Source organism: Micropruina sp. (assembly GCF_047602385.1).
In the GTDB taxonomy this organism is placed as follows: Bacteria; Actinomycetota; Actinomycetes; order Propionibacteriales; family Propionibacteriaceae; genus Micropruina.
Map to the genome: position 1 here is coordinate 903,538 of NZ_JASGHL010000002.1, position 24,025 is coordinate 927,562.

The window sequence follows — 24,025 nt, forward strand, 5'->3', positions numbered from 1 at the left end:
CGGCCTGGCCAGTGCGTGGCGAGCAGCGGGTGGCCTGGCACAAGAACACCGGATTCCCGTTCGTGAGCTTCGACGGACAGACCCTCGCAACGCTGCCCTACGGCCGGGCACTGAAGCACGGCCGCTACCTGTGCCGTAGCGAGACAGTCGGTGTGACCTGCGCGAACACCAGCACCGGCCACGGCTTCCGGGTCGCGCGGGCCGGCGTGGTGCTGTTCTAGCTCAGGCCGCCACCGGTGCGTTCAGTTCACTCAGCAGCGCGATCACCCGGGCCTTGATGGCATCGCGGATGGGTCGGACGGCCTCGAGCCGCAGCCCGGTGGATTCGGGCAGGTCCCACTCGGAGTAGCTCAGTTCGCCGCCCAGACCGCGCAGGTCGGCACCCAACGAGATGACCAGGTCGGCCTCGCGCAGCAGTTCGGAGCTGACCGCACGTGGCTCTTCGTCGCGCAGGTCGATCGCCTCTTCGAGCATCGCCGCGACGACCGCCGGGTTGAGCGCATCGGCCGGTGCGGTGCCTGCCGAGGAAACCTCGATGGTGCCACCGCTGAGGTGGGTCAGATAGCCGGCGGCCATCTGCGAGCGTCCGGCGTTGTGGGTGCACACGAACAGAACTGAGCGGACGGCCATCCAGAACCTCCTTGTCGGTGGAGCACCTCGGACTATCGCAGCCGGAGGTTACAACGGTGTGAACACCATTCGGCGGGTGGCCGGCGGCTCTCTCAATGTGACCGCGAGCCGCGACGCGTGGTAGACCGGCCGGGAGGCGCGCCGCGTCCGATCGTCCTTCGACCCAAGGAGACACGTGCCTGTTTGGCCCGGTTCGCCCTATCCGCTCGGCGCCACCTTCGACGGTTCCGGCACCAATTTCGCCATCTACAGTGAGGTCGCCGAACGCGTCGAGCTCTGCCTGTTCGACGAGCAGCGCAACGAGACCCGGATCGAGCTCACCGAGGTGGACGCCAAGGTCTGGCACTGCTACCTGCCGCAGGTGGATCCCGGGCAACGCTACGGCTACCGCGTCCACGGCCCGTACGACCCGGCCAACGGGCTGCGCTGCAACCCCAACAAGCTGCTGCTCGACCCGTATGCGAAGGCCACCGACGGCGCCATCGAATGGGGCCAACCGTTGTTCGGCTACGACTTCGGCGACGAGGACTCGCGCAACGACGAGGACTCGGCCACGCAGATGATGCTCGGCGTGGTGGTCAACCCGTTCTTCGACTGGACCGGCGACCGCACGCTGAACGTCCCCTACAACGAGAAGCCTGATCTACGAGGCGCACGTGAAGGGACTCACCCAGCTGCACCCGGGCGTCCCCGAAGAGATGCGCGGCAGCTATGCCGGGGTCGCCCATCCGGCGGTGATCGCCCACCTGCAACGGCTCGGCGTGACCGCGATCGAGTTGATGCCGGTGCATCAGTTCGTCCAGGACTCGCATCTGCTCGAGCGCGGCCTGCGCAACTACTGGGGCTACAACACCATCGCCTTCTTCGCGCCGCAGGCCGAGTACGCGTCCCAGCGCGAGGCCGGCGCCCAGGTGCAGGAGTTCAAGGCGATGGTGAAGAGCCTGCACGCCGCCGGCATCGAGGTGATCCTCGACGTGGTCTACAACCACACCGCCGAGGGCAACCAGCTCGGCCCGACGCTGAGCATGAAGGGCATCGACAACCCGTCGTACTACCGCCTGGTCGACGACCAGAAGAAGTACTACATGGACTACACCGGCACCGGGAACTCGCTGAATGTGGGCAATCCGCATTCGCTGCAGCTGATCATGGATTCGCTGCGCTACTGGGTGCTCGAGATGCACGTGGACGGCTTCCGCTTCGACCTGGCCTCGGCGCTGGCCCGGGACTTCTACGACGTGAACCGGCTGGCCGCCTTCTTCGAGCTCGTCCAGCAGGACCCGGTGGTCAGCCAGGTGAAGCTGATCGCCGAACCCTGGGACGTCGGCCCGGGCGGCTACCAGGTGGGCAACTTCCCGCCGCAGTGGAGCGAGTGGAACGGCAAGTACCGCGACTCGGTGCGGGACTTCTGGCGGGGCGAACCGACGCTGGGCGAGTTCGCCGCCCGGCTGTCCGGCAGCGCCGACCTGTATGAGCAGAGCGGACGGCGTCCGTTCGCCAGCATCAACTTCGTCACCGCCCACGACGGCTTCACCCTGCGCGACCTGGTGTCGTACAACGAGAAGCACAACGAGGCCAACGGCGAAGGCAACAACGACGGCGAATCGCACAACCGGTCCTGGAACCACGGGGTCGAGGGCCCGACCACCGATCCGGAGATCCTCTCGGCCCGGGCCCGTTCGCAGCGCAACCTGATGGCGACCCTGCTGCTCAGCCAGGGCGTCCCGATGATCTTGCACGGTGACGAGATCGGCCGCACCCAGCGTGGCGTCAACAACGGCTACGCCCAGGACTCCGACATCTCCTGGGTGCATTGGAATGCCGCCGACGCGCCGCTGCTGGAGTTCACCGCCACCTTGTCGAAGCTGCGGGCGGAGCATCCCACCTTCCGGCGCAAGCGGTTCTTCACCGGCAAGGCGGCGGACGCGCACCTCGACGACATCGTCTGGTGGCACCCCGACGGCCGGCCGATGGCCGAAGGCGACTGGGACAACGGGTTACGGGTGCTGGGCATGTTCCTCAACGGCGACGCCATCGCCGGGGTGGACGCCACCGGCCACCCGATCCACGACGACGACTTCATCCTGTACTTCAACGGCGGCCACGAGCCGGCCGAGGTGCGGCTGCCCGGCGAGGACTTCGGCGCCGCCTGGGACGTGGTGATCGACACCGCGGCCGACGCCCCCGCCGAGCATCCGCTGCCCGCCGACTCGACCATCCGCGTCGAGGCCCGCAGCACCGTGGTGCTGGTCGAGCACACCGACGCCCCGGCTCGTCCGGACCTGTCCGCGGCGGCCTCGGTGGCGCTGCTCGCCGGTCAGGCGGCCGGGCAGGAGCCTGATCCCGAGGCCGCACCGGGCTGAGACCGCGGACGGCATCCGTTCAGATGACCTCGATCAGCCGCTGCAACCCGGGACGGACGCGGTCCAGCGGAATCGCGCTCAGGCCGAGCCGGAGCTGATTGGTGGGCGCCGGGTCATCGAGGAAGAATCCCTCGCCCGGCTGGAACAGCACTCCGCGCCGCCGCGCCCGCTCGAACAGGGCCGTGGTGTCGTAGCCGGGTGGACCGGTCAGCCACAGGCCGGCGCCGCCGGTGGGCAGAACCTGGTCGGGCCACGGGAAGTCGGCGCCGAGCACCTCGCCGGCGACCTCCCATTTGGCGCGGAGCGCGGCGCGCTGCCGGGACACCTGGCGGGCGAAATCGCCCGAGGCGATGAACAGTGCCAGGGTGCGTTGTTCCACTCCCGAGGGATGTTTGATGCTCAGATAGCGGGCGTGCCGCAGCTGCGCGATGAGTTCGGCGTCCGCCACCACGTAGCCGAGTCGCAGGGCCGGGGCGAGCACCTTCGAGAAGGTACCGACATGAATCACCCGTCCGCTGCCGTCCAGGGCCCGCAACGGTGGCTGGGGCTCGCCCTTGAACCTGATCTCGGAGTCGAAATCGTCCTCGATCACGATCAGGTCATGGGCGGACGCCGCGTCGACGACCGCCTGCCGCCGCCGCGCCGGCATGGTCACGTTCGTCGGGTGCTGATGGCTCGGGGTCAGGTACAACAGGCTGAAATCCGGCCGGTCCGGCAGCCGCGCGCCCTGTCGCCCGACCGGGAGCAGGGAGAGCTCGGCGCCCGCGTTGCGGAAGATCCGGGCGGCGTCCACGTAACCCGGGTTCTCCATCCCGACCCGGGTCCCGGTTCCGATCAGGACCCGCGCGATCAGGGTCAGCGCCTGCTGGGCGCCATTGGTGATCAGCACCTCGTCGGGCCGGGCGGCGATGCCGCGGGGCAGCAGCACCTCCTCGAGGATCGCCCTGCACAGCCTGGAGTCGTCGCCGTCCCCCGCGTCCCGGGTCGCCCGCCCGCCCTGGTCGCCGTCGAACGCGCGGGCCGCCGCCCGGAGCCAGGCCCGTACCGGGAAGGATCCGTGCTCGGGCTGGCCGGGCAGGAACGGGTAGGGGAATCTGCGGTAGTCAGGGACCTGAACGACCCGGTCGACCCACGGGTCGGGGCGCGCCACCAGATGGTCCGCCCAGGCCACCCGGGCGGGCGGCGGCTGGTCATCCCCAGGCTCGCTGAGGGGCACGGCGACCGGGAAGAAGCCGCGCCGGGGCCGGCTGACCAGCTGCCCGCGGGCCACCAGCTGCTGCAGCGCGGTGTCGATGGTCGTCCGGGACACCTCGAAACGCTCGGCGAGCCGGCGGCTGGGCGGCAGCGGGCGGGCCGGCGGAAACCTGCCGTCCGCGAGCTCGCGCTCCAGGATCTGGCGCACCCATTCGTGCTTCGGCGCTCCGCCGGTCTCCACCTCGGTCCCCTTCCCGTCACCGGGCCGCGGTCACAGCTGCGCGGACGCCTTGACGATCAGCGCGGCACCGGCCACCACTGCCAGGGTGAGTCCCACCGGTCGCAGCCGCCCCGCCGGCATCCGGCGTCCGAGCCAGGCGCCCAGCGGCCAGCCCACCAGCACGCCCGGCAGCAATTGCGCGGTGACCACCAGAGCGTCGGTGCCGATTCCGCGCAGCCCCAGGATCAACCCGATCGACGCCACGGTGATCCCCAGATAGTAGACGGCCAGGTTGGCCCGGTAGGCCACCGGATTCGCGTTGCGGTACACGACCAGGACGGGCAGCCCGGGAGTCGCGACCAGCGCCGCCAAGCTGCCGCTCGCCAACCCGGCGATCGGAGCAACCACGGGGACCGCCGGAAGTCGCCAGCCGGCCAGCGCCGCGACCGCCACCACCACCTCGAGGACGCCGAGGATCAGCACGGCGGCCGGAGCCAGCACCGCCGGAGCCACCGCCGCCGTCACCACGGCCGCCGGCACTGCCGCGACCACCACCCGGCCCAGCTCGAAGCCGCCGGCCAGCCCGGCGCGATCCTGCCAGGCCGCGACCAGCATCACCGGCACCGTGACCAGCAGCAGCGGGACGGGCACGGCGTCCGGTTCGACCAGCAGCAGCAGCGGGGCCGCCAGCAGCCCGAACCCGGATCCGCTGGCCAACTGGATCGCCACCGCCACCGCCACCGCCGCCGCGGCCAGCAGCGCCGGGATCACCGCGCGGCGACCTCCGGCCGGCGGTGCACCACCTGTGCCGAACTCTGGTCCCGCGCCAGCATCACGATCTGGTCGAAGTTCACCCGGCTCGGCCGGGTGGCCACGAAGGCGACGGTCTCGGCGACGTCCTGGGCGGTGAGCGGCTCCACCCCGGCGTAGACGGCGTCCGCGGCGTCCGCGTCGCCCCGGAACCGGACCAGGCTGAACTCGGTCTGCACCATGCCCGGGTCGATCTCGCAGACCCGGACCGGCTGGCCGAGCAGCTCGATCCGCAGCACCCGGGTGAGCGCGGCGACGCCGTGCTTGGCCACGTTGTAGCCGGCACCGCCGCGATACGGCTCGCGGGCCGCGATCGAACCGATGGTGATCACCTGACCGTCGCCCGAGGCGATCAAGGCGGGCAGCAGGGCCCGGGTCATCCGCAGCGTGCCGAGCACGTTGACGTCGTACATCCACCGCCAGTCGTCGACGCTGGCGGCGGCCACCGGATCGGTGCCCAGGGCGCCGCCGGCGTTGTTGACCAGCACCGAGCAGGACGGCACGGCGGCCGCGAAGGCATCCACACAGGCCTGGTCGGTGACGTCCAGTCGCAGTGCCCGTCCGCCGCAACGCTCGGCCACCTCGGCCAGCCGGTCGAGCCGGCGAGCGCCGAGCACCACCTGGAAACCGGCCTCAGCCAGCGCCATCGCGCAGGCCGCGCCGATCCCGCTGCTCGCCCCGGTGACCACCGCCACCGGGGCGTCGTCGGCAACGCTCACTTGCTCGCCCCGTCCTGAGCCCGGTAGATGGCGTCGGTGACCTGGTCGCGCAGATTGATGAAGTTGGCCTGCGAGCGCAGGTCGGGGCCCGGGACGCCGTCGGCCAGGTGCACCGGCAGGTCCATCAGTACCCGGCCGGGGCGGGCGGTCATCACCAGCACCCGGCTGCCGAGGAAGATCGCCTCCTCGACATCGTGGGTGATGAACATCACCGTCTTGCGGCGCTCCCGCCAGATCTGCAGCAGTTCCACCTGCATCCGCTCGCGGGTCAGGGCGTCCAGGGCGCCGAACGGCTCGTCCATCAGGATGATCTTGGGGTCGTTGGCCAGCACCCGGGCGATCTGCGCCCGCTGCTGCATGCCGCCGGACAGCTCGTAGGGCTTGCGGTCGGCGAACTTGGCCAGCCCGACCATGTCCAGGTAGTACTCCGCGCACTGCCGGCGCTCGGTGCGTCCGACGCCGCTCAGCCGCGGGCCGAGCTCGACGTTCTGCCGGGTGGTCAGCCACGGGTACAGGTTCGCCTGCTGGAACACTACGCCCCGGTTGCGGTCCGGTTTGGTCACCGCCACGCCGTCCACCAGGACCCGGCCGCTGGTCGGATGGTGGAAGCCGGCCAGCATCTGCATCAGCGTGCTCTTGCCGCAGCCGGACGGGCCGACGATGCAGATGAACTCGCCTTCGGTCACCGTCAGGCTGGTCTCGGCCAGCGCCACCACCTTGTCCCCGGAGTCGGTCCGGTAGACCTTGGTGACCTTGTCGAACTCGATCTTGGGCTGGGCCAGGCCGGCTTCACCGGCCGGGGAACTCATGGTTGCAGTCATCTCAGGCCACCTTCTTGATCGCATCGGTGTACACCCCGTCGGTGTACGTCTTCAGTGAGCTGACGGCGTCGACGTCGCCTTGGGATTTGAGGAACTCGGCGGTCGCCAGCAGCTGCTTGGGCAACGCCGCGGTGAGTTCCAGCTGCTTGCGGGCGTCGGGGAACAGGTAGCCGCTGAGCTGCGCGGTGACCCCCTCGGGGGTGGAGCCGAGCTGCACCGCGATCGACTGCGCCGCCGCCTGCGGGTTGGCGGTGAGCTCGCCGACGGCGTGGTTCTGCACCGCGGTCCAGGTCTCCATGAAGGCGGGGTTCGCCGTCACGAAGGCGCCGGTGGCGCCCTCAAGGTCGAAGGTCGGATGGCCCTTCTCGGCGGTCACGTCGCTGCCGGTGATCACCTTGCCGTGCTCGGCGAGTTCGCTGAGCACCGGGTCCCAGACCCAGGCGGCGTCCACCTGGTCGCCCTGCCAGGCACCCAGCATCTTGTCCGGGCTGAGGTTGACCAGCTTGACGTCGGTGCCCGGGTTGAGCCCGGCGTCCGCGAGTGCCTGCAGCAGGCTGTAGTGCGAGGTGGAGCTGAACGGAGTGGTGATGGTCTTGCCTCTCAGCCCGGCCAGGGTGGTGATCGAGCTGTCCTTGACCACCAGCGACTCGGCCTTGCCGATCACGTCGTCGATCCAGACCACCCGCATGTCGACGTTGAGTGGTGCCGAGAGTGCCTTGGTGGCCGGGCTGGAGCCCAGCGTGGCCAGATCGACCGACCCAGAGCCGAAGCCCTGCACCACGTCCGCGCCGGAGTCGAATTTGATCCAGGTGATGGTGGCGTTGGGCAGGCAGGCTTCCAGCCAGCGCCGGTCGCGGACCACCAGGTTGGCGTTCGGGATGGCCTGGTAGCCGATCCGGACGGTGCCCTTGACTTCGGGGTTGCCGGTCACCGGGCAGGTGGCGGTGGCGCCGGCGTTCGCCCTGGCCTCGGCCTCGCGGGCGGTGGTGCAGCCACTGAGTGCCGCCCCGGCGGCCAGCATCACGGCCACCCCGAGCCCGGTCACCCGGTGGATTGCGGGTCGATGGTTAGCGATTCGGGTCACGTCAGTACCGTCCTTCCTCAGGCCTTGCCCTGCCAGGGCACCAACAGCTGCGAGATCCACTTGATCCCGAAGTCGAGGGTGATGGCGGCCAGGCCGACGATGATGATGCAGGCGATGGTGAGCGGGGTCTGCAGCTGGGTGCCGGACAGGTAGGCCAGCCCGCCGATGCCCGGGATGCCGTTGTTCAGCTCGGCCGCCACCACCGTCGTCCAGGCGAAGCCGGTGGCGATCCGGATGCCGCTGAGGATCGACGGAAGGCTGGCGGGCAGCACCACGTGCCGCATCACCTGGAGATGGCTGGCGCCCAGGCTCTGCGCGGCCTGCAGCCGGTCGGCGCGGATGCCGCGGACGCCGTCGATGGTGGCCATCGCGATCGGCGGGAAGGCGGCCAGGAAGAGCAGCCACACCTTGGAGGTGTCGCCGATGCCGAACCAGACGATCAGCAGGCCGATGTAGCCCAGCGGCGGCAGTGAGCGGAGGAAGTTCAGGTAGGGCTCGGAGAGCCGTCCGAAGGTGGGGATCAGGGCCATCGCGAAGCCGAGCAGGACGCCGATCAGGATGCCGCCGGCCACGCCCATGCCGATCCGCTGCAGGCTGGCCAGCAGGTGCTCCCAGAGGAAGTAGCCCTGCTCGCCGCAGACGATCCGGGCGCTGCCCTCGGCGATCGGACGGCAGCTGGAGGCGTCCCCGAAGGCCTGGATCACCGAGCCGGGGCTGGGCAGGAAGAGCGGCTGGATCAGGCCGGTGGCGGTGATCGCCCACCACACCAGCAGGACGCCGGCGAAGACCGCGGCGTTGACGCCCCAGTGCCGCAGCCTGCCGGGGGTCAGCCAGGCGTTCTCCTTGGCGGGGGACGGACCGGTACCGGCCGGCTCGGTGCCGGTGGTGTCGGGGACGGTAGTGGTCTGGGTCTCGGTGGCGGACATCGGTGCTCCGTTCGCAGTCAGGCGATCCTGGCGGTGGGTGTCGGGCGGGTATGCCGGTCGGCACGGTCGAGGACGCCGTCCAGCAGGTCGATGCCCTCGGCGATCTCGGCCTCCGTGCAGGTCAGCGGCGGGGCGAGGTGGATGCGGTGCATGCTGGTGAAGATCAGCAGCCCGGCATCCCGGGCGGCGGCGCCGATCTCGGCCATCGCCGGGTTCACCGCGCCGTAGGGGGTGAGCGGCTCCCGGGTCTCCCGGTCGACCACCAGTTCCAGTGCCCAAAAGCAGCCCAGGCCGCGAACCTCGCCGATGCTGGGGTGCTTGACCTGCAGCCGGCGCAGCGCCGGACCGATCACGTCACGGCCCAGCTGGGCGGCCCGCTCGACGATGTTCTGCTCGGCCATCGTGGTGATGGCGGCCACCGCGGCGGCGCAGGCCAGCGGGTGGCCCGAGTAGGTCAGCCCACCCGGGTAGGCGCGGTGGGCGAAGGTGGCGGCGATCTCGTCGCTGATCACCACCCCGCCGAGCGGCACGTAGCCGGAGTTCACCCCCTTGGCGAAGGTCAGCAGGTCGGGCACCACGCCGTAGTGGTCGGCGGCGAACCAGGCGCCGGTGCGGCCGAAGCCGACCATCACCTCGTCCAGGATCAGCACGATCCCGTACCTGTCGCACAGGGCACGGACGCCGTCGAGGTAGCCCGGCGGCGGGGGCATCACGCCGGCGGTGCCGGGGATGGTCTCCAGGATCAGCGCGGCGAAGGCCTCCGGGCCCTCCATCGCGATCAGCTGCTCCAGGTGGTCGAGTGCCCGCCGGCACTCCTCGGCCTCGGTGGACGCGCCGAACGCCGAGCGGTACAGGAACGGCCCGAAGAAGTGGACGGCGCCGGAGTTGCCGTAGTCGGTGGCCCAGCGGCGGGGATCGCCGGAGACGTTGAGCGAGGTCTGGGTGCCGCCGTGGTAGCTGCGGAACTGGGCCAGCACCTTGTAGCGGCCGGTGTGCAGCCGCGCCATTCGGATGGCGTGCTCGTTGGCGTCGGTACCGCCGTTGGTGAAGAACACCTTGTTCAGGCCGGGTGGCGTCCGTTCGGCGATCAGCGCGGCGGCCCGGGACCGGGCCTCGACGGCGTGCTGCGGGGCGATCGTGCCGAGCCGCGCGGCCTGCTCCTGGACGGCGGCCACGATCGCCGGATGCTGATGTCCGAGGTTGGTGTAGATCAGCTGCCCGGAGAAGTCGAGGTACTCCCTGCCGTCCGCGTCGGTCACCCGGCTGCCGGACGCCCCGCTGATCACCAGCGGGTCCAGGGTCGCCTGGGCGCTCCAGGAGTGGAACACATGCGCCCGGTCCAGGCGATAGGTCTCCCGTCCTGCGGGATCGGCCGGAATCGGCACCGGGGACTCCTCTCTCCCCGGGCCGACGATGTCGTCCGAGGACGACATTGGCTCGGCTGCCGGACGCCTATCGCGTCCGTGGTTCACCCCCGAGACGACGGCTGGTGAACGGTTCCCATTCGATCAGCGACCCGGACCGGCGGCCAAGCACCACAGCGGGCGGCGTTCACCGGGCCACGCGTTACCTGAGCGCAATGTCCCGGTTATGCCTCGGCGAGCGCCGCTCAGCCGATCACCACCAGCAGGTCCCCGCCTTCGACGGCCTGGGCCGGTCCGATCGCCAGCCGTTGCACGGTGCCGGCGCTCGGGGCGGTGATCGCGGCCTCCATCTTCATCGCCTCGATGGTGGCCACACCCTGGCCGGCCTCGACCGTGTCGCCGACCGCCACGGTCAGGGTGACCACACCCGAGAACGGCGCTGCCACATGGCCGGGGTTGCCGGCGTCCGCCTTCTCGGCGACCGCCACCTCGGACTTGACGGCGTGGTCCCGCACCGACACCACCCGGATCTGGCCGTTGATCGTGCAGACCACCTGACGGTAGCCGCGGGCGTCCGGCTCGCCGATCGCCTCCAGGCCGAGCAGTAGCTTCTTGCCGCGCTCCAGTTCGACCTCGTGCTCCTGGTGCACGGCCAGGCCGTGCAGGAACTCGCGGGTGGAGAGCACCGACAGCTCGGAGAACTCGTCCACGGCGTCCTCGTAGTCACGGGTCGGTCCGGGGAACAGCAGCCGGTTCAGGGTGCGCCGCGGCTCGCTCTCCAGGGCCGCCGCGTCCGCCTCGGAGAGTTCGGTCTCGACCGGCTTCACGGTGCGTCCGGCCAGCGCTTTGCTGCGGAACGGTTCGGGCCAGCCGCCGGGCGGGTCACCCAGCTCGCCGCTGAGGAAGCCGATCACCGAGGCCGGAATGTCGTAGCGGCCGGGGTTGGCCTCGAAGTCGTCCGGGTCGGCGTTGGCGCCGACCAGGGCCAGCGCCAGGTCGCCGACCACCTTGGACGACGGGGTCACCTTGACGATGTTGCCGAGGATCCGGTTGGCCGCGGCGTACATGTTCTCGATGTCCTCGAACCGGTGCCCCAGCCCCAGCGCGATCGCCTGCTGGCGCAGGTTCGACAGCTGGCCGCCGGGGATCTCGTGGGTGTAGACGCGTCCGGTCGGGCCGGGCAGGCCGGACTCGAACGGCGCGTAGAGCAGCCGGACCGCCTCGAAGTACGGCTCCAGGTCGGTCACCGCCTGCAGCGACAACCCGGTGGCCCGCTCGGTGTCATCGGTGGCGGCCACCAGCGCCGACATCGACACCTGGGACGTGGTGCCCGCCCAGGCGGCGCAGGCGACGTCGACAGCGTCCACTCCGGCGTCGATGGCGGCGATCAGGGTGGCCAGCTGGCCGCCGGCGGTGTCGTGGGTGTGCAGGTGCACCGGCAGGTCGAACCGCTCCCGCAGCGCCCGGACGAGCTTCGCCGCCGCCGGGGCCCGCAGCAGGCCGGCCATGTCCTTGATCGCCAGGATGTGCGCGCCCGCGTCGACCAGCTGCTCGGCGAACCGCAGGTAGTAGTCGAGGGTGTACAGCTTCTCGCCCGGCGAGGTGAGGTTGCCGGTGTAACACAGCGCGGCCTCGGCGACACCGTGGTCGGTCTCGCGCACCGCCTCGATGGCCGGCCGGATCTGGTCGATGTTGTTCAGCGCGTCGAAGATCCGGAAGATGTCGCAGCCGGTGCGCGCCGCCTCATGGACGAAAGCCTGGGTCACCTTTAGCGGGTAGGGCGTGTAGCCGACCGTGTTGCGGCCGCGCAGCAGCATCTGCTGCGGAATGTTCGGCATCGCCTCGGCGAACTTCGCCAGCCGCTGCCACGGATCCTCCTTCAGGAAGCGCAGCGTGACGTCGTAGGTGGCACCGCCCCAGGACTCCATCGAGAACAGCTGAGGCAGCATCCGGGCGATGTGCGGTGCGACGTGCAGCAGGTCACGGGTACGGACCCGGGTCGCGAGCAGCGACTGGTGGGCGTCGCGGAAGGTGGTGTCGGTGACCGCCACCGCGGTCTGGTCGCGGAGCGCCTGGGCAAAGCGTTCCGGACCTTCGGCGAGCAGCAGCTGCTTCGAACCGGACGGCGGCGGCGCCTGCAGCTCCTGCTTGGTGAGCGCGGGAAGCTTGTCCCGGGCGATCAGCGTGGTTCGGCATTCGCCGTTCGGCTTGTTGACCGCGACGCCGGCCAGATAGGTGAGCAGCTTGGTGCCCCGGTCGGCCGGAATGCGCTGGGTGAGCAGCTGCGGGCGTTCGTCGATGAAGGACGTGGTGGCGCGCCCGGCCAGGAAGTCGGGGTCGGTGATCACCGCCTCCAGAAAGCCGATGTTGGTCGAGATCCCGCGGATCCGGAACTCGGTCAGCGCGCGGTGAGCTCGCTTCGCGGCAGCGACCAGGTCGCGTCCACGGCAGGTCAGCTTGACCAGCATCGAGTCGAAATGGGCACCCACGTCGGAACCGCCGAACACCACCCCGCCGTCCAGCCGGACGCCGGCGCCGCCGGGGCTGCGGTACACCGAGATCCGTCCGGTGTCGGGCCGGAAGCCGTTGGCCGGGTCCTCGGTGGTCACCCGGCACTGCAGCGCCTGGCCGCGAACGTGAATGTCCTCCTGGCGCAGATCCAGGTCGGCCAGCGATTCGCCGGCGGCGATCCGCATCTGGGACGACACCAGGTCGACGTCGGTGACCTCTTCGGTGACGGTGTGCTCGACCTGGATCCGCGGGTTCATCTCGATGAACACGTAGCGGCCGTCGGCGCCGAGCAGGAACTCCACGGTGCCGGCGTTGGTGTAGCCGATGTGCCGGCAGAACGTCACCGCGTCGGCACAGATCGCGTCCCGCAACGCCGGATCGAGGTTGGGTGCCGGGGCCAGTTCGACCACCTTCTGGTGCCGCCGCTGCACCGAGCAGTCCCGCTCGAACAGGTGGATCACCTGGCCGGTGTGGTCGGCCAGGATCTGCACCTCGATGTGCCGGGGGCTGACCACCGCCTCTTCCAGGTACATCCGGGCGTCGCCGAAGGCGGCCTTGGCCTCGCGCATCGCCTCGATCAGGGCCGGCTCCAGCGCCGCCGCGTCATCGACTCGGCGCATACCGCGTCCGCCGCCGCCGGAGACCGCCTTGACGAACACCGGGTAGCCGATCTCTTCAGCTGCCGCCAGCAGGGTCGGGACGTCGTCCGAGGCGTCCGCCCCGCGCAGCGTCGGCAGCCCGGCCGCACGCGCGGCGGCAATGGCTTTCGCCTTGTCACCGGTCAGTTCCAGGATCTCGCGGCCCGGCCCGATGAAGGTGATGCCGTTGTCCGCGCAGGCCTGGGCGAAGCCGGCGTTCTCGCTGAGGAAGCCGTAGCCCGGGTAGATCGCGTCGGCTTCGGCGTCCAGGGCGGCGGCGATGATGCCGTCGGCGTCCAGGTAGGCGCGGACCGGGTGCCCTACCTCGCCGATCTGGTAGCTCTCGTCGGCCTTCAACCGATACTCGGCGAACCGGTCCTCGTGGGGAAAGACGGCAACCGTGCCGACGCCCAGCTCGGTGGCGGCCCGGAAGGCTCGGACCGCGATCTCACCACGATTGGCCACCAGAATCTTGCGGAACATGCCGTCTCCTCGCCGGTTGGTCGGAAGTCGGCGACCGCGCTCCGGCGACCCTGCCGACCGCGCCACCCACCGTTGACAGCCTGACACAATCCCTCGCCACGCGGGAGGCAATCGTCACTGTGCTGATCCTCAGATGAAGCCGACTACGGACCGTCCACCGGCGCCTGACAGACTGGGTCGATGTCCCTGCAACCCTCCGAATCCGAACGCAGCATCGGCAGCCGCGACCTGACCTCGTGGCGCAGCCGTCCCGGCCGGTGGCTACGACAGGTATTCGGCGCGCTCGCCGAGCGGCTGCGGAACACCGAACTGGCCGTGCTGGTGCTGCTGGCCCTGGCCGCGGCGCTCGCGATCGGCGGCACCATGCTGGCCGGCGAGATCTACGAAGCGGTGGTGGCCGGCAGCAGTGTCGCCCTGCTCGACCGTCCGGTGCTGGACTGGATGATCAGCGTCCGGACCCCGACGTTGAACGCGGTGATCGCCACCTTCAGCGCGTCCGGCGGCCAGCTGTGGATGAGCGTGATCACCGGGATCGCGATCACCGTGGTGTGCCTGCGCTGGCGGCGCTGGACGCCCCTGGTGCTGATGCTGATCACCGTCGGCGGATCGCTGGGGATGACCGTGGCCGGCAAGCGGCTCACCGACCGGGCCCGTCCGCCGCTGGCCGAATCCATTCCGCCGCCGGAGACGTCGGCTTCGTTCCCCTCCGGGCACGCTCTCAACTCGATCGTGATCGCCGGGATGTTCTGCTACCTGCTGATCTCGCACCTGACCGGGGTGGCCGCCCGCGCCGCGACGGTCACCCTGACCGTGCTCTACGTGCTGGCGATGGGACTCTCCCGGGTGTACCTGGGGCATCACTGGCTGACCGACGTGCTGGCGTCCTGGTGCCTGGGTGTGGCCTGGTTGTCGGTGGTGATCACCTGTCACCGGCTGTGGCTGAGTCAGCACCGCGACCATTCCCTGCGCCGGCGGCCGATCGCGCCCACCGCCTGACGCCCGGGCGCTCTCACCGGTCGAGAGTCACGCCCACAGCCGCGCCACTGCGTCGGACGCCGCCCGCCCGGCCCGGCGTCCACGCTCCCGGGCGGCCGGCAGCGCCGCCGCCGACATCACCGACCAGTTCGGGTGCTCGTCCTCGATCAGCGCCACCCCGGCACCGGCTGCCCGCAGCCGGCTCGCCTCGTGGCCGGGACGCCGCACCTCGCGGATCGACCGCGACTGCGGCGCCAGGATCAGCACCCGGTCGGAGCCCGTGGCCAGGTCGGCATTGGCCGGGGTGCGCAGGCCGCCGTCCAGGAAGCGCCGCCCGTCGATCGTGACCGTCGGCAGCACGCCCGGCATCGCGCAGCCGGCGGCGACAGCCCGCGCCAACGGCACGCCCGAACGTGCGGTGAAGTAGGCCGGACGCCCGGCGGCGGCGTCCACGGCCACCACGACCAGCGCGTCCGGCCAATCGTCGGTCCCTACCGCCCGGCCGACCAGGTCGACGAACCGTTCCTCGGTGAGCCCGCTGTGCGCCGGTCCCCCCGGGAGCCGTCCGGTCCGGCCGAGCCAGATCAGGGCGTGCCGTCGACTCGGCCACACCTGGGCGACCGCCAGCCGGGCAGCGGCGAGCGCGGTGACCCGGACGCCGGACAGTTCGGCCGCGACGTCGTCCAGTCCCTCGCCGGTTCCGCCGCTGAGCAGCCGGGCCGCCAGCAGCGCGCCCCCGGACGTCCCGATCACCCGGTCCGCGCCGGGCAGCACCGGCGGCAGCCCGGAAAGTAGGCCGTCCAGCCAGGCGATCGCGGTCAGCCCACCGCCGCCGAGGACGACCGCGCGGGTCACGGCGCGCGGGTCCCGCTCACGCCACCCGCTGCCAGGCAACCGGATCCTTGGCGTTGGTGACCGAGGCCAGGTACCGGACGTTGACCGAGTTGGTCTGATCGACGGTGTACTTCTCCCCACCCTGGGTGAGGGTGCAGCGGAACCGGAAGGTCAGCTTGGTGGCGCCGCGAGCATGGGTCGGGTCGGCCACGTCGAGGGTGTAGGCGGCGTCCTTCCACGGATTGCCGACCAGCGTCCACTTGATCGTCTTCGGGTCCAGCTTCTGGTCCTTGCCGATGGCGACGCTGTTCGGGCAGCCGGCCGGAGTCGGGCTCTTCTTGGTCAGGCAACTCTTCAGCGCGGCGGCGGCGGCGTTGCTCGCCCGCTTCTCGCCCGCCTCGGTGAGCGTCGGCTGCAGACCTGCCCGGACGTCCTCGCCGACCGCGGCCACGGTGACGCTCGCACCGCCGAAGCTGAGTTCGGGCAGCTTCTCGGCGAACAGGTACACCCCGGGGAACACCTCGATGTGCTGCGGGTTGGTCAGCGGCTGGCCGTTCACCGTGGCCCCGAGCTCAGCCGGCATCGGGCCGGGATCGATGGTCGAGGTGACCTGTCCGAGCCGCCAGCCGGCATCGGTGCGGGTGAGCGCGAAGGTGATCGTCGCCGCGGTCTCGCCGAATTTCACCTCGGCCGGCACCGTGGCCGACTCGCCGCCCTCAACCACCGGGACGTTGACCACGCTGAGCGCGCCGGCCCGATGGGACGCCTCGAGCATCTCGCGGGTGAGCAGCGTGGTGTCGGTGGGCCGATTCAGCGCATACGCCAGCGCCCGGTCGGCGTCCGAAGCGACCAGGGCGTCCAGGTATCCGGTGACTGCCTGCTGGGGCGTCGCCGCCGGCACCATGGACGCCGGCTGCTGCGGCCGCAGCAGCAGCGCGATGCCGGCGATCAGCCCGGCGACCACGATGAAGGCGAGGGCGGCGATCCATCGAGTGCGGGGTCGCGCCGGGCCGGGCCGGGCGGTCGTCGCACGGGCTGCGGCGTCGGTCTCGGCGCCGGTTTCGGGGTCGGTGCTGGCATCGGGGGTGTCTTCGGGTACCTGAGAAGTCACCGGACCAGGCTAGCGGGGTCCCTGCCGCTGCGTTTCAGCGAGGTTTCGGCAGGCTGGCGGTGAGTGACCCGCCCCGCGCCCGGCGAGTACATTCTCCGGGTGACCATCCGGGTAGCTCTCGAACACCGAACCACCTACACCTTCGCCGAGCCGGTGAAGGTGTTCCCCCACACCGTCCGGCTGCGGCCCGCGCCACACTCGCGGACGCCGATCGCCGCCTACTCGCTGACGGTCTCGCCGCGCGACCACTTCATCAACTGGCAGCAGGACCCGTTCGGCAACTATCTGGCCCGGTTGGTCTTTCCCGAGCCGGTCTCCGAACTCGACATCTGCGTCGATGTGGTCGCCGACATGACGGTGATCAACCCCTTCGACTTCTTCCTCGAGGAGTACGCCGAGCGCTACCCGTTCACCTATCCGGACGCGCTGCGCGCCGACCTGGAGCCCTACCTGCGCCGGGTCGACGAGGTGGCGGGCGATGAGTCGTCGGCCGGCGGCCCGGGACCGCTGGTGCGGCAGTGGGTGCAGCGGCACATCACCGAGCCCTACGCCGCGCTGAGCGGCGACGAGCGGCCCCGGATGGTGGACTTCCTGGTCGCGGTGAACACCGCGCTGCAGCACGACATCGCCTACACCGTCCGGATGGAGCCGGGCGTGCAGACCCCTGACACCACCCTGGCCAATGCCCTCGGCTCGTGCCGCGATTCGGCCTGGCTGCTGGTCTCCGCGCTGCGCGAGGCCGGCCTGGCCGCCCGGTTCGTCTCCGGCTACCTGGTCCAGCTGACCTCCGACGTCGAGGCGCTGGACGGGCCGTCGGGGCCGAGTGAGGACTTCACCGACCTGCATGCCTGGGCCGAGGTGTTCGTCCCGGGCGCCGGCTGGATCGGCCTCGACCCAACCTCCGGCCTGTTCGCCGGCGAGGGTCATATTCCCTTGTCGGCAACCCCCCACCCGTCGTCCGCGGCGCCGATCACCGGCGCCACCGCACCGGTCGCGGTGACCATGTCGTACGCGAACACCGTCCGTCGGGTGCATGAGGACCCGCGGGTCACCAAGCCCTACAGCGAGGCCCAGTGGTCCGCCGCGGACGCCCTCGGCGAGCGCGTCGACGAGTTGCTGGCGGCCGGGGACGTCCGGCTCACCATGGGCGGCGAACCCACCTTCGTCTCCGCCGACGACACCGCCACCCCGCAATGGGAGGGCGCCGCCGACGGCCCGGAGAAGCGGGCGCTGGCCCAGCAGCTGGCCGCCCGGCTGGAGCGGCGCTGGGCCGCCGGCGGCGTCGTCCACCATGGCCAGGGCAAGTGGTACCCCGGCGAGGACCTGCCGCGCTGGAACATCGCGATCACCTGGCGCCCCGACGGGCTGCCGATCTGGGAGGACCCCTCGCTGCTGGCCAACCCGTGGGACGACCCCTGCGTGAAGTCCGGCTCGCTCGAGGCGCAGACCGCCGTCCGCGATCTGGCCGCCTACATCGCCGGCGGCCTCGGGATTCCGACCAGCCACCTCGTCCCGGCCTTCGAGGACCCCCTGGCCGCACTGCTCAACGAAGCCGTCCAGCCGGCCGGTGAGCGTCCCGACGACCCCGATCCGGACGCCCCCGAGCTGGCCGACGCGCAGCGCCGGGCCGAGCAGGTGGCGGCGATCGACGCCGGCCGCGGCGTCCCGCGGGGCTGGGTGGTTCCGGTGTTCCGGCTCAGTGACGAGGGCCGCTGGGGTACCACTCGCTGGCAGCCGCGCCGGCGCTACCTGATGCTCACCGGCGGTACCTCCCCGATGGGTCTGCGGCTGCCATTGAGCTCGATCGCCTGGTCCCCGATGCCCGAAGAGATCGAGCGTTCCCCGTTCGAGATGACCGGGCTGCTGCCGATCATCGTCGAGGGCGAAGCCCCGCCGGCGGTGGTGCTCGACATCGAAGAGGCCCCCCGCACCGCGCTGTGCGTCGAGGAGCGGGACGGCCGGCTGTACGTCTTCCTACCGCCGCTGACCAAGCTCGAGGACGCCCTCGAACTGCTCAGCGTGATCGAGACCGCCGCGTCCGCGGTCGAGCTGCCGGTGGTGCTGGAGGGCTACCCGTTGCCCTTCGACCTGCGCACCAAGACCATCTCGGTCACCCCCGACCCGGGCGTGATCGAGGTGAACACCCAGCCGACCAGCAGCTGGGCCGAACAGCGCGACCTGACCCTCAGCCTGTACGAGGACGCCCGGCAGACCCGGCTGGCCACCGAGAAGTTCGACCTCGACGGCACCCACACCGGCACCGGCGGCGGAAACCACTTCACCCTGGGCGGCGCCACTCCGGCCGACTCGCCGCTGCTCCGCAGGCCCGACCTGCTGCGCTCGCTGATCACCTACTGGCAGCATCATCCGGCCTTGTCCTACGTCTTTTCCGGACGTTTCATCGGGCCCACCTCGCAGGCGCCGCGGTTCGACGAGGGCCGGTTCGAAACCCTCTACGAGATGGAGATCGCGTTCGCCGAGCTCGACCGGGTGACCGCCGACGCGGAGAAATTCGCGCCGCCGTCGGGTCGTCCGGCGCTGCCCTGGAACACCGACCGGCTGCTGCGGCACCTGCTCACCGACCTGACCGGCAACACCCACCGCTCCGAGTTCTGCATCGACAAGCTGTACTCCCCCGATTCGCAGCGCGGACGCCTCGGTCTGCTCGAGCTGCGCGGCTTCGAGATGCCCCCGCACCCCCGGATGGCGCTGGTGCAGGCGCTGCTGGTGCGCTGCCTGGTGGCGATGTTCTGGGCTCGGCCCTACCGCGGCCGGCTGATCCGCTGGGGCACCCGGCTGCACGACCGGTTCCTGCTGCCCGCGTTCGCGGCGTCCGACCTGCGCGAGGTGGTCGCCGACGTCAACGAGTGGCTCGCCGAGGTCGCTCCCGGCGTCCGGTTCGACCCGGCCTGGCTGGACCCGTTCCTGGAGTTCCGGTTCCCGCGGCTCGGCGAGACCCGGACCTCCGGCGTCCACCTGGAGCTGCGGCAGGCGATCGAGCCGTGGCACGTGCTCGGCGAGGAGGCCACCGGCACCGGCACCGCGCGCTACGTCGACTCCTCGGTCGAGCGGGTGCAGCTGGCTGTCTCCGGGCTGGTCGAAGGGCGCCACGTGGTGACCTGCAACGGCGTCCCGGTACCGCTCACCCCGATCGCGAACGGCGGCTGGGGCACCGCTCTCGGCGGCGACGACGAGCCGTCCACGGTGGGCATGTTCGCCGGCGGCGTCCGGTACCGGGCGTGGGCGCCGTACTCGGCCCTGCACCCGACCATGGGGGTGCATTCGCCGCTGACCTTCGACCTGGTGGACACCTGGAACGACCGCTCGCTGGGCGGTTTCACCTACCACGTGGTGCACCCGGGCGGACGCAACTACGACACCTATCCGGTGAACGCGGTGGAAGCCGAATCCCGGCGGGCCGCCCGGTTCGAACCCCAGGGCCACACCGGCGGACCGATCGACACCGCGTCCTGGCCGCCGGCAGAAGCACTGTCCGGACCGATGGGCACTGAGTACCCGTGCACCGTCGACCTGCGCCGCTACACCCCGGGCCACCGCGCCTGACCCACGGCCAAGTGGACCGCGGGGACGGTTCTTTCGGTCACTTTCCGACCGGCGCTGGACCGCGGGGACGGTTCTTTCGGTCACTTTCCGACCGACTCTGGACTCCCGTCCACGATCGCTCGGACCCCCCGCTGTGACGGCGGTCAGGACGTCCGTGTCCAGACCAATTTCACCGACCCGCCGGCGCTCGATCTCGTCCTGTTGATGTCCGGCCCTCGCCCGGCTCCGGTATGGGCACCGGGCGTCCACTAGGTTGGCCACCATGTCCGCAGCGGTCTCGGTCGAGTCGGGCGTCCTCGATGACTATCGGGCACGCCTGCGCCCCGGCGCGTCCGACGAGCTGGTCACGCCGACCGGCCTGCGCACCGATCAGGCCGCCCTCGGCGCCGCGATCGACGCGATGGGCATGGGCGGACTGCAGGCGGCTCGGGCCGAAGCCCGCACCTTCGCCTCGGACGAGGGCGTCACCTACGGCACCGGCCAGCCCGGCGGCCGGAACTGGGCGGTCGATCCGATCCCGGTGCTGATCGGCGCGGCCGAATGGGCCGGGCTCGAGGCCGGCCTGGCCCAGCGCGCCCGGCTGCTCGACCTGGTGCTGGCCGACCTCTACGGCGAGCGCAGCTTGCTCCGGCACCGGGTGATTCCGCCAGAGTTGGTCCTCGCCCACGACGGCTACATCCGGCAGACCGACGGCATCAGCGCCCCCGGACGCCGTCAGTTGGTGATCGCCGCCACCGATCTCGGTCGCGACTCGGACGGCCACTGGACGGTCATCTCGGACCGTACCCAGGCCCCTTCCGGACCGGGCTATGCGATGGCGACCCGCCGGATCATCTCGCGGGTGATGGCGGGGCTGCACCGCTCCACCCCGCTGGCCCGGCTCCGTGGCTTCTTCCAGACCTTCACCGCCGCTCTGCAGGACGCCTCGCCGTCCGCCACCGAGCCGCCGCGGGTGGTTCTTCTCACCCCCGGGCCGAACAGCGAGACCGCGTTCGAGCAGGCCTATCTGGCCACCCTGCTCGGCTTTCCCCTGGTCGAGGCCGACGACCTGGTGATGCATCGCGGCACCGTCTGGCTGCGGGCCGGCGACCGGCTCGAGCAGGTGGACGTGCTGCTGCGCCGGGTGGACGCCGCCTTCTCCGATCCGCTGGAGTTGCGCGGCGATTCCCAGCTGGGCATCCCCGGGTTGATCGAGGCGGCCCGCAACCGCACCGTGGCCGTGGTGAACCCGGTGGGCGCCGGCGTCCTGGAGAATCCCGGTCTCGCCGCGCACCTGGCTGCGGCGGCCGAGGCATTGCTCGGCGAGGAGTTGGCGCTGCCGATGCCGGTCACCTGGTGGTGCGGCCGCGATGCCGACCGGTCGCATGTGCTGGCCAACCTGGAGTCGCTGGTGATCAAGCCGATCTCGCGCACCATCAGCCCGCTGCGCTACGGCTGGCAGCTGAGCGCCCAGGAGCGGGCCGAACTGGCTGACCGGATCACTGCCGAGCCATGGGCCTGGTGCGGACAGGAGCGGCTCCAGCTGTCCACCGCGCCGGTGGTGACCAGGGCCGGCCTGGAGCCGCGCCGGTTCGTGCTGCGCGCCTTCGGCGTCGCCCACGCCGACGGCTACCGCTTCCTGCCCGGCGGCCTGGGTCGGGTGGCCGCCCGCGTCGGCGAGCACACCGTGTCCAACTACACCGGGGCGTTGGCCAAGGACGTCTGGGTGATCTCGGGCGAGTCGGATCAGTTGACTCCCACGTCGCGCGACCGCAGGATCGGCGCGCCGGCGGTGCGGGCCGGCGGGTTGTCGCCGCGGGTCGCCGACAACCTGTACTGGATGGGCCGCTACGCCGAGCGTGCGGAGGGCACCGCCCGGCTGCTCAAAGTGGTCGACGACTTCGCCGAGGACAACTCCGGCAGCACCGCGACGCCCGGCGCGCTGGCCACCGACGCATTGCTCCAGACCGTTGCCTGGGTCACCGCGACCGGGTCGATCCGCGACGGCGAAACACCGCTGAGCTACCTGCGTCGGGTCGTGCTCGACATCAGCCGCACCGGCACCGTCCGGCACTGCGCGAACCAGGTGGTCAATGCCGCCCAGCACGTCCGGGACCTGCTCAGCGTCGACACCTGGTCGGTACTGGGCCGCCTGGAGCAGACCCTGGACGAGACCCCGGACGACGACGACCAGCTGCAGCCGCTGCTGGCCGACGTGCTGGAGTCGTTGCTGGCGCTGGCCGGGATCATGGCGCAGAGCATGGTGCGCGACGAGTCCTGGGCCTTCCTCGACGTCGGCTGCCGGATGGAGCGCGCCCAGCTCACCCTGTCGGTGCTGGGCAGCGCCTTCGCCGTCCCCCGCGAGCGCCAGGTGGAGGATCTGGTGGTCGAGGGCGTGCTGCGGGCCGGCGAGTCGATCATCACCCATCGCCGCCGTTCCGCCGCCGGCACCGGTCCCACGCTGGCCCTGGAGTCGGTGATCGACCTGCTGCTGCTGGACCGGCTGAACCCGCGCTCGGTGATCTACCAGGCCCAGTCGCTGGCGTCCGATCTGACCTTGCTCGGTGACGAGGCGTCCGCGGCGAAGGCACTCCTCCTGGTCAACGCGCTGGACACCCTTGAGGTCGATCGGCTGCTGCACGCCTCGACCTTGACCGCTCGACTCAGCGAACTCGAGCAGGACTTCCGCCGGCTGTCCGATGACCTGGCCGCCCGGCACTTCCTCCGGCAGGCGCCAAGGCGTCCGCAGACCTCTGATTGGGCGAGCCCGTGGCAGGTGGCCGATGACTGAACCGGCGATCCGTCCCGATCATTACGCGCCGCGGCGCTACCGCGTCCGGCACTCCACGATCTACACCTACGACGACGACGTCCAGGCCTGCTATGAGCGCGGCTTCCTGCGTCCGCTGCAGACCTGGTCACAGCAGGTGATCTCGCACGAGGTGCTGGTCTCACCGGAGCCGGACGTGGTCAGCAACCATGTCGACCACTTCGGCAACCACAGCTATTACGTCGAGATCCGCAGCCCGCACCGCGAACTGGTGGTCGGCAAGGTGGCGTTCGTGGACGTGGCCTGGCCGCGCCCGGACCTGGAGGCGTTGAACGCCCACACCGTGGCCGAGGCGGCCGCGCGGATCGCCGAGGAGGCAGACCCGGTGTTGCGGGCCGAATACCTGCTGCCGTCGGAGTTGGTGGAACTGGGGCCGGAGGTCCGCGCCTACGCCGAGGGCATCCTGTGGCCGGACCGGCCGCTGGGCGACGCGCTGGAAGGGCTCTACGCGACCATCTATCGCGACTTCAACTACGAGCTCGGTGCGACCTCGGTGCGCACCACCCTTCCCGAGTTGCTGACCCTGCGCAAAGGGGTCTGCCAGGACTTCGCGCACCTGGCGGCCGGCTGCCTGCGCACCGTCGGCCTGCCCGCCCGGTACGTGTCGGGCTACGTGGAGACCTCACCGGCGCCCGGGCAGCCGAAGCTGGAAGGATCGGACGCCTCGCACGCCTGGACGTCGGTGCTGGTGCCCGGCGGCGGGTGGATCGACCTGGATCCGACCAACGACCACTTCGCCGACTCCCGCTACATCGTCACTGCGTGGGGCCGGGACTTCCGCGACGTTTCACCGCTCAAGGGCGTCGTGTTCACCGAGGCGAAGAAGTCCAAGCTCGAGGTGAAGGTCGACGTCTTCCGGGTCAATCCGGACGGCTCGTTCAGCTGAGCCGTCCGGCGAACCTCATTCACCATTCGAGGAAATCCAGCCACAAGTTGAGCCGCCCGCGGCCCACGCGAAGGCAATCTGTG

17 protein-coding genes and 1 pseudogene are annotated in these 24,025 nt (G+C 70.9%); 7 read left to right on the forward strand and 11 right to left on the reverse strand.

What is annotated here, in order from left to right; genetic code table 11:
• Positions 1–29 precede the first annotated feature (29 nt).
• The gene (locus tag QM711_RS09145) at positions 30–221 is read left to right on the forward strand and encodes a hypothetical protein (protein ID WP_415098494.1); all 192 of its coding nucleotides are present in this window, start codon (positions 30–32) and stop codon (positions 219–221) included.
• A gap of 1 nt (position 222) precedes the next feature.
• Here the strand turns inward: QM711_RS09145 and QM711_RS09150 are convergent, their stop codons facing one another.
• Complete coding sequence (locus tag QM711_RS09150) at positions 223–630, reverse strand: low molecular weight phosphatase family protein (protein ID WP_415098496.1); 408 nt, start codon at positions 628–630, stop codon at positions 223–225.
• A 175-nt stretch (positions 631–805) separates the two neighbouring features.
• On the opposite strand from QM711_RS09150, the pseudogene QM711_RS09155 reads away from it, so the two are divergent.
• Together QM711_RS09155 and glgX are read left to right on the forward strand one after the other, a co-directional pair.
• Positions 806–1,033: pseudogene (locus QM711_RS09155) on the forward strand (glycogen debranching enzyme); the annotation flags it as partial.
• 253 nt (positions 1,034–1,286) lie between these two features.
• A complete protein-coding gene (gene glgX, locus QM711_RS09160) occupies positions 1,287–2,993 on the forward strand; it encodes a glycogen debranching protein GlgX (RefSeq protein ID WP_415098498.1) in 1,707 nt (568 codons plus the stop codon).
• 19 nt (positions 2,994–3,012) lie between these two features.
• On the opposite strand, the gene QM711_RS09165 is transcribed toward glgX, so the two are convergent.
• The 8 genes from QM711_RS09165 to QM711_RS09200 form a co-directional block, all read right to left on the reverse strand.
• Entirely contained in the window at positions 3,013–4,428 is a 1,416-nt protein-coding gene (locus tag QM711_RS09165; RefSeq protein ID WP_415098500.1) for a PLP-dependent aminotransferase family protein, read from the reverse strand.
• A 30-nt stretch (positions 4,429–4,458) separates the two neighbouring features.
• A complete protein-coding gene (locus QM711_RS09170; protein ID WP_415098502.1) occupies positions 4,459–5,178 on the reverse strand; it encodes a TSUP family transporter in 720 nt (239 codons plus the stop codon).
• Complete coding sequence (locus QM711_RS09175) at positions 5,175–5,936, reverse strand: SDR family NAD(P)-dependent oxidoreductase (protein WP_415098504.1); 762 nt, start codon at positions 5,934–5,936, stop codon at positions 5,175–5,177. Before QM711_RS09175 ends, QM711_RS09170 begins: the two co-directional genes overlap by 4 nt.
• Positions 5,933–6,757 carry an ABC transporter ATP-binding protein gene (locus QM711_RS09180; RefSeq protein WP_415098506.1) on the reverse strand — a complete coding sequence of 275 codons (825 nt, stop codon included), beginning with the start codon at positions 6,755–6,757 and terminating at the stop codon, positions 5,933–5,935. Before QM711_RS09180 ends, QM711_RS09175 begins: the two co-directional genes overlap by 4 nt.
• Before the next feature lies 1 nt (position 6,758).
• The gene (locus tag QM711_RS09185) at positions 6,759–7,841 is read right to left on the reverse strand and encodes an ABC transporter substrate-binding protein (RefSeq protein ID WP_415098508.1); all 1,083 of its coding nucleotides are present in this window, start codon (positions 7,839–7,841) and stop codon (positions 6,759–6,761) included.
• Positions 7,842–7,858: 17 nt separating this feature from the next.
• Entirely contained in the window at positions 7,859–8,767 is a 909-nt protein-coding gene (locus QM711_RS09190; RefSeq protein WP_415098510.1) for an ABC transporter permease, read from the reverse strand.
• A 17-nt stretch (positions 8,768–8,784) separates the two neighbouring features.
• The gene (locus QM711_RS09195; protein ID WP_415098512.1) at positions 8,785–10,152 is read right to left on the reverse strand and encodes an aspartate aminotransferase family protein; all 1,368 of its coding nucleotides are present in this window, start codon (positions 10,150–10,152) and stop codon (positions 8,785–8,787) included.
• Positions 10,153–10,376: 224 nt separating this feature from the next.
• Positions 10,377–13,763, reverse strand: a complete 3,387-nt coding sequence (locus QM711_RS09200; RefSeq protein ID WP_415098514.1) for a pyruvate carboxylase — start codon at positions 13,761–13,763, stop codon at positions 10,377–10,379.
• Between the two features lie 180 nt (positions 13,764–13,943).
• Here QM711_RS09200 and QM711_RS09205 point away from each other — a divergent pair, with 180 nt between their 5' ends.
• On the forward strand, positions 13,944–14,759 hold the full coding sequence (locus QM711_RS09205) for a phosphatase PAP2 family protein (protein WP_415098516.1): 816 nt from the start codon (positions 13,944–13,946) through the stop codon (positions 14,757–14,759).
• Between the two features lie 27 nt (positions 14,760–14,786).
• On the opposite strand, the gene QM711_RS09210 is transcribed toward QM711_RS09205, so the two are convergent.
• Positions 14,787–15,593: a patatin-like phospholipase family protein gene (locus tag QM711_RS09210; protein WP_415098518.1), complete on the reverse strand. Its 807-nt coding sequence runs from the start codon at positions 15,591–15,593 to the stop codon at positions 14,787–14,789.
• Positions 15,594–15,609: 16 nt separating this feature from the next.
• Entirely contained in the window at positions 15,610–16,683 is a 1,074-nt protein-coding gene (locus QM711_RS09215) for a hypothetical protein (protein ID WP_415098520.1), read from the reverse strand.
• A 63-nt stretch (positions 16,684–16,746) separates the two neighbouring features.
• On the opposite strand from QM711_RS09215, the gene QM711_RS09220 reads away from it, so the two are divergent.
• The 3 genes from QM711_RS09220 (at position 16,747) to QM711_RS09230 (ending at position 23,942) form a co-directional block, all read left to right on the forward strand.
• Positions 16,747–20,247 carry a DUF2126 domain-containing protein gene (locus tag QM711_RS09220; RefSeq protein ID WP_415098522.1) on the forward strand — a complete coding sequence of 1,167 codons (3,501 nt, stop codon included), beginning with the start codon at positions 16,747–16,749 and terminating at the stop codon, positions 20,245–20,247.
• 262 nt (positions 20,248–20,509) lie between these two features.
• On the forward strand, positions 20,510–23,017 hold the full coding sequence (locus QM711_RS09225) for a circularly permuted type 2 ATP-grasp protein (protein ID WP_415098524.1): 2,508 nt from the start codon (positions 20,510–20,512) through the stop codon (positions 23,015–23,017).
• A complete protein-coding gene (locus tag QM711_RS09230; protein WP_415098526.1) occupies positions 23,010–23,942 on the forward strand; it encodes a transglutaminase family protein in 933 nt (310 codons plus the stop codon). Before QM711_RS09225 ends, QM711_RS09230 begins: the two co-directional genes overlap by 8 nt.
• Positions 23,943–24,025 lie beyond the last annotated feature (83 nt).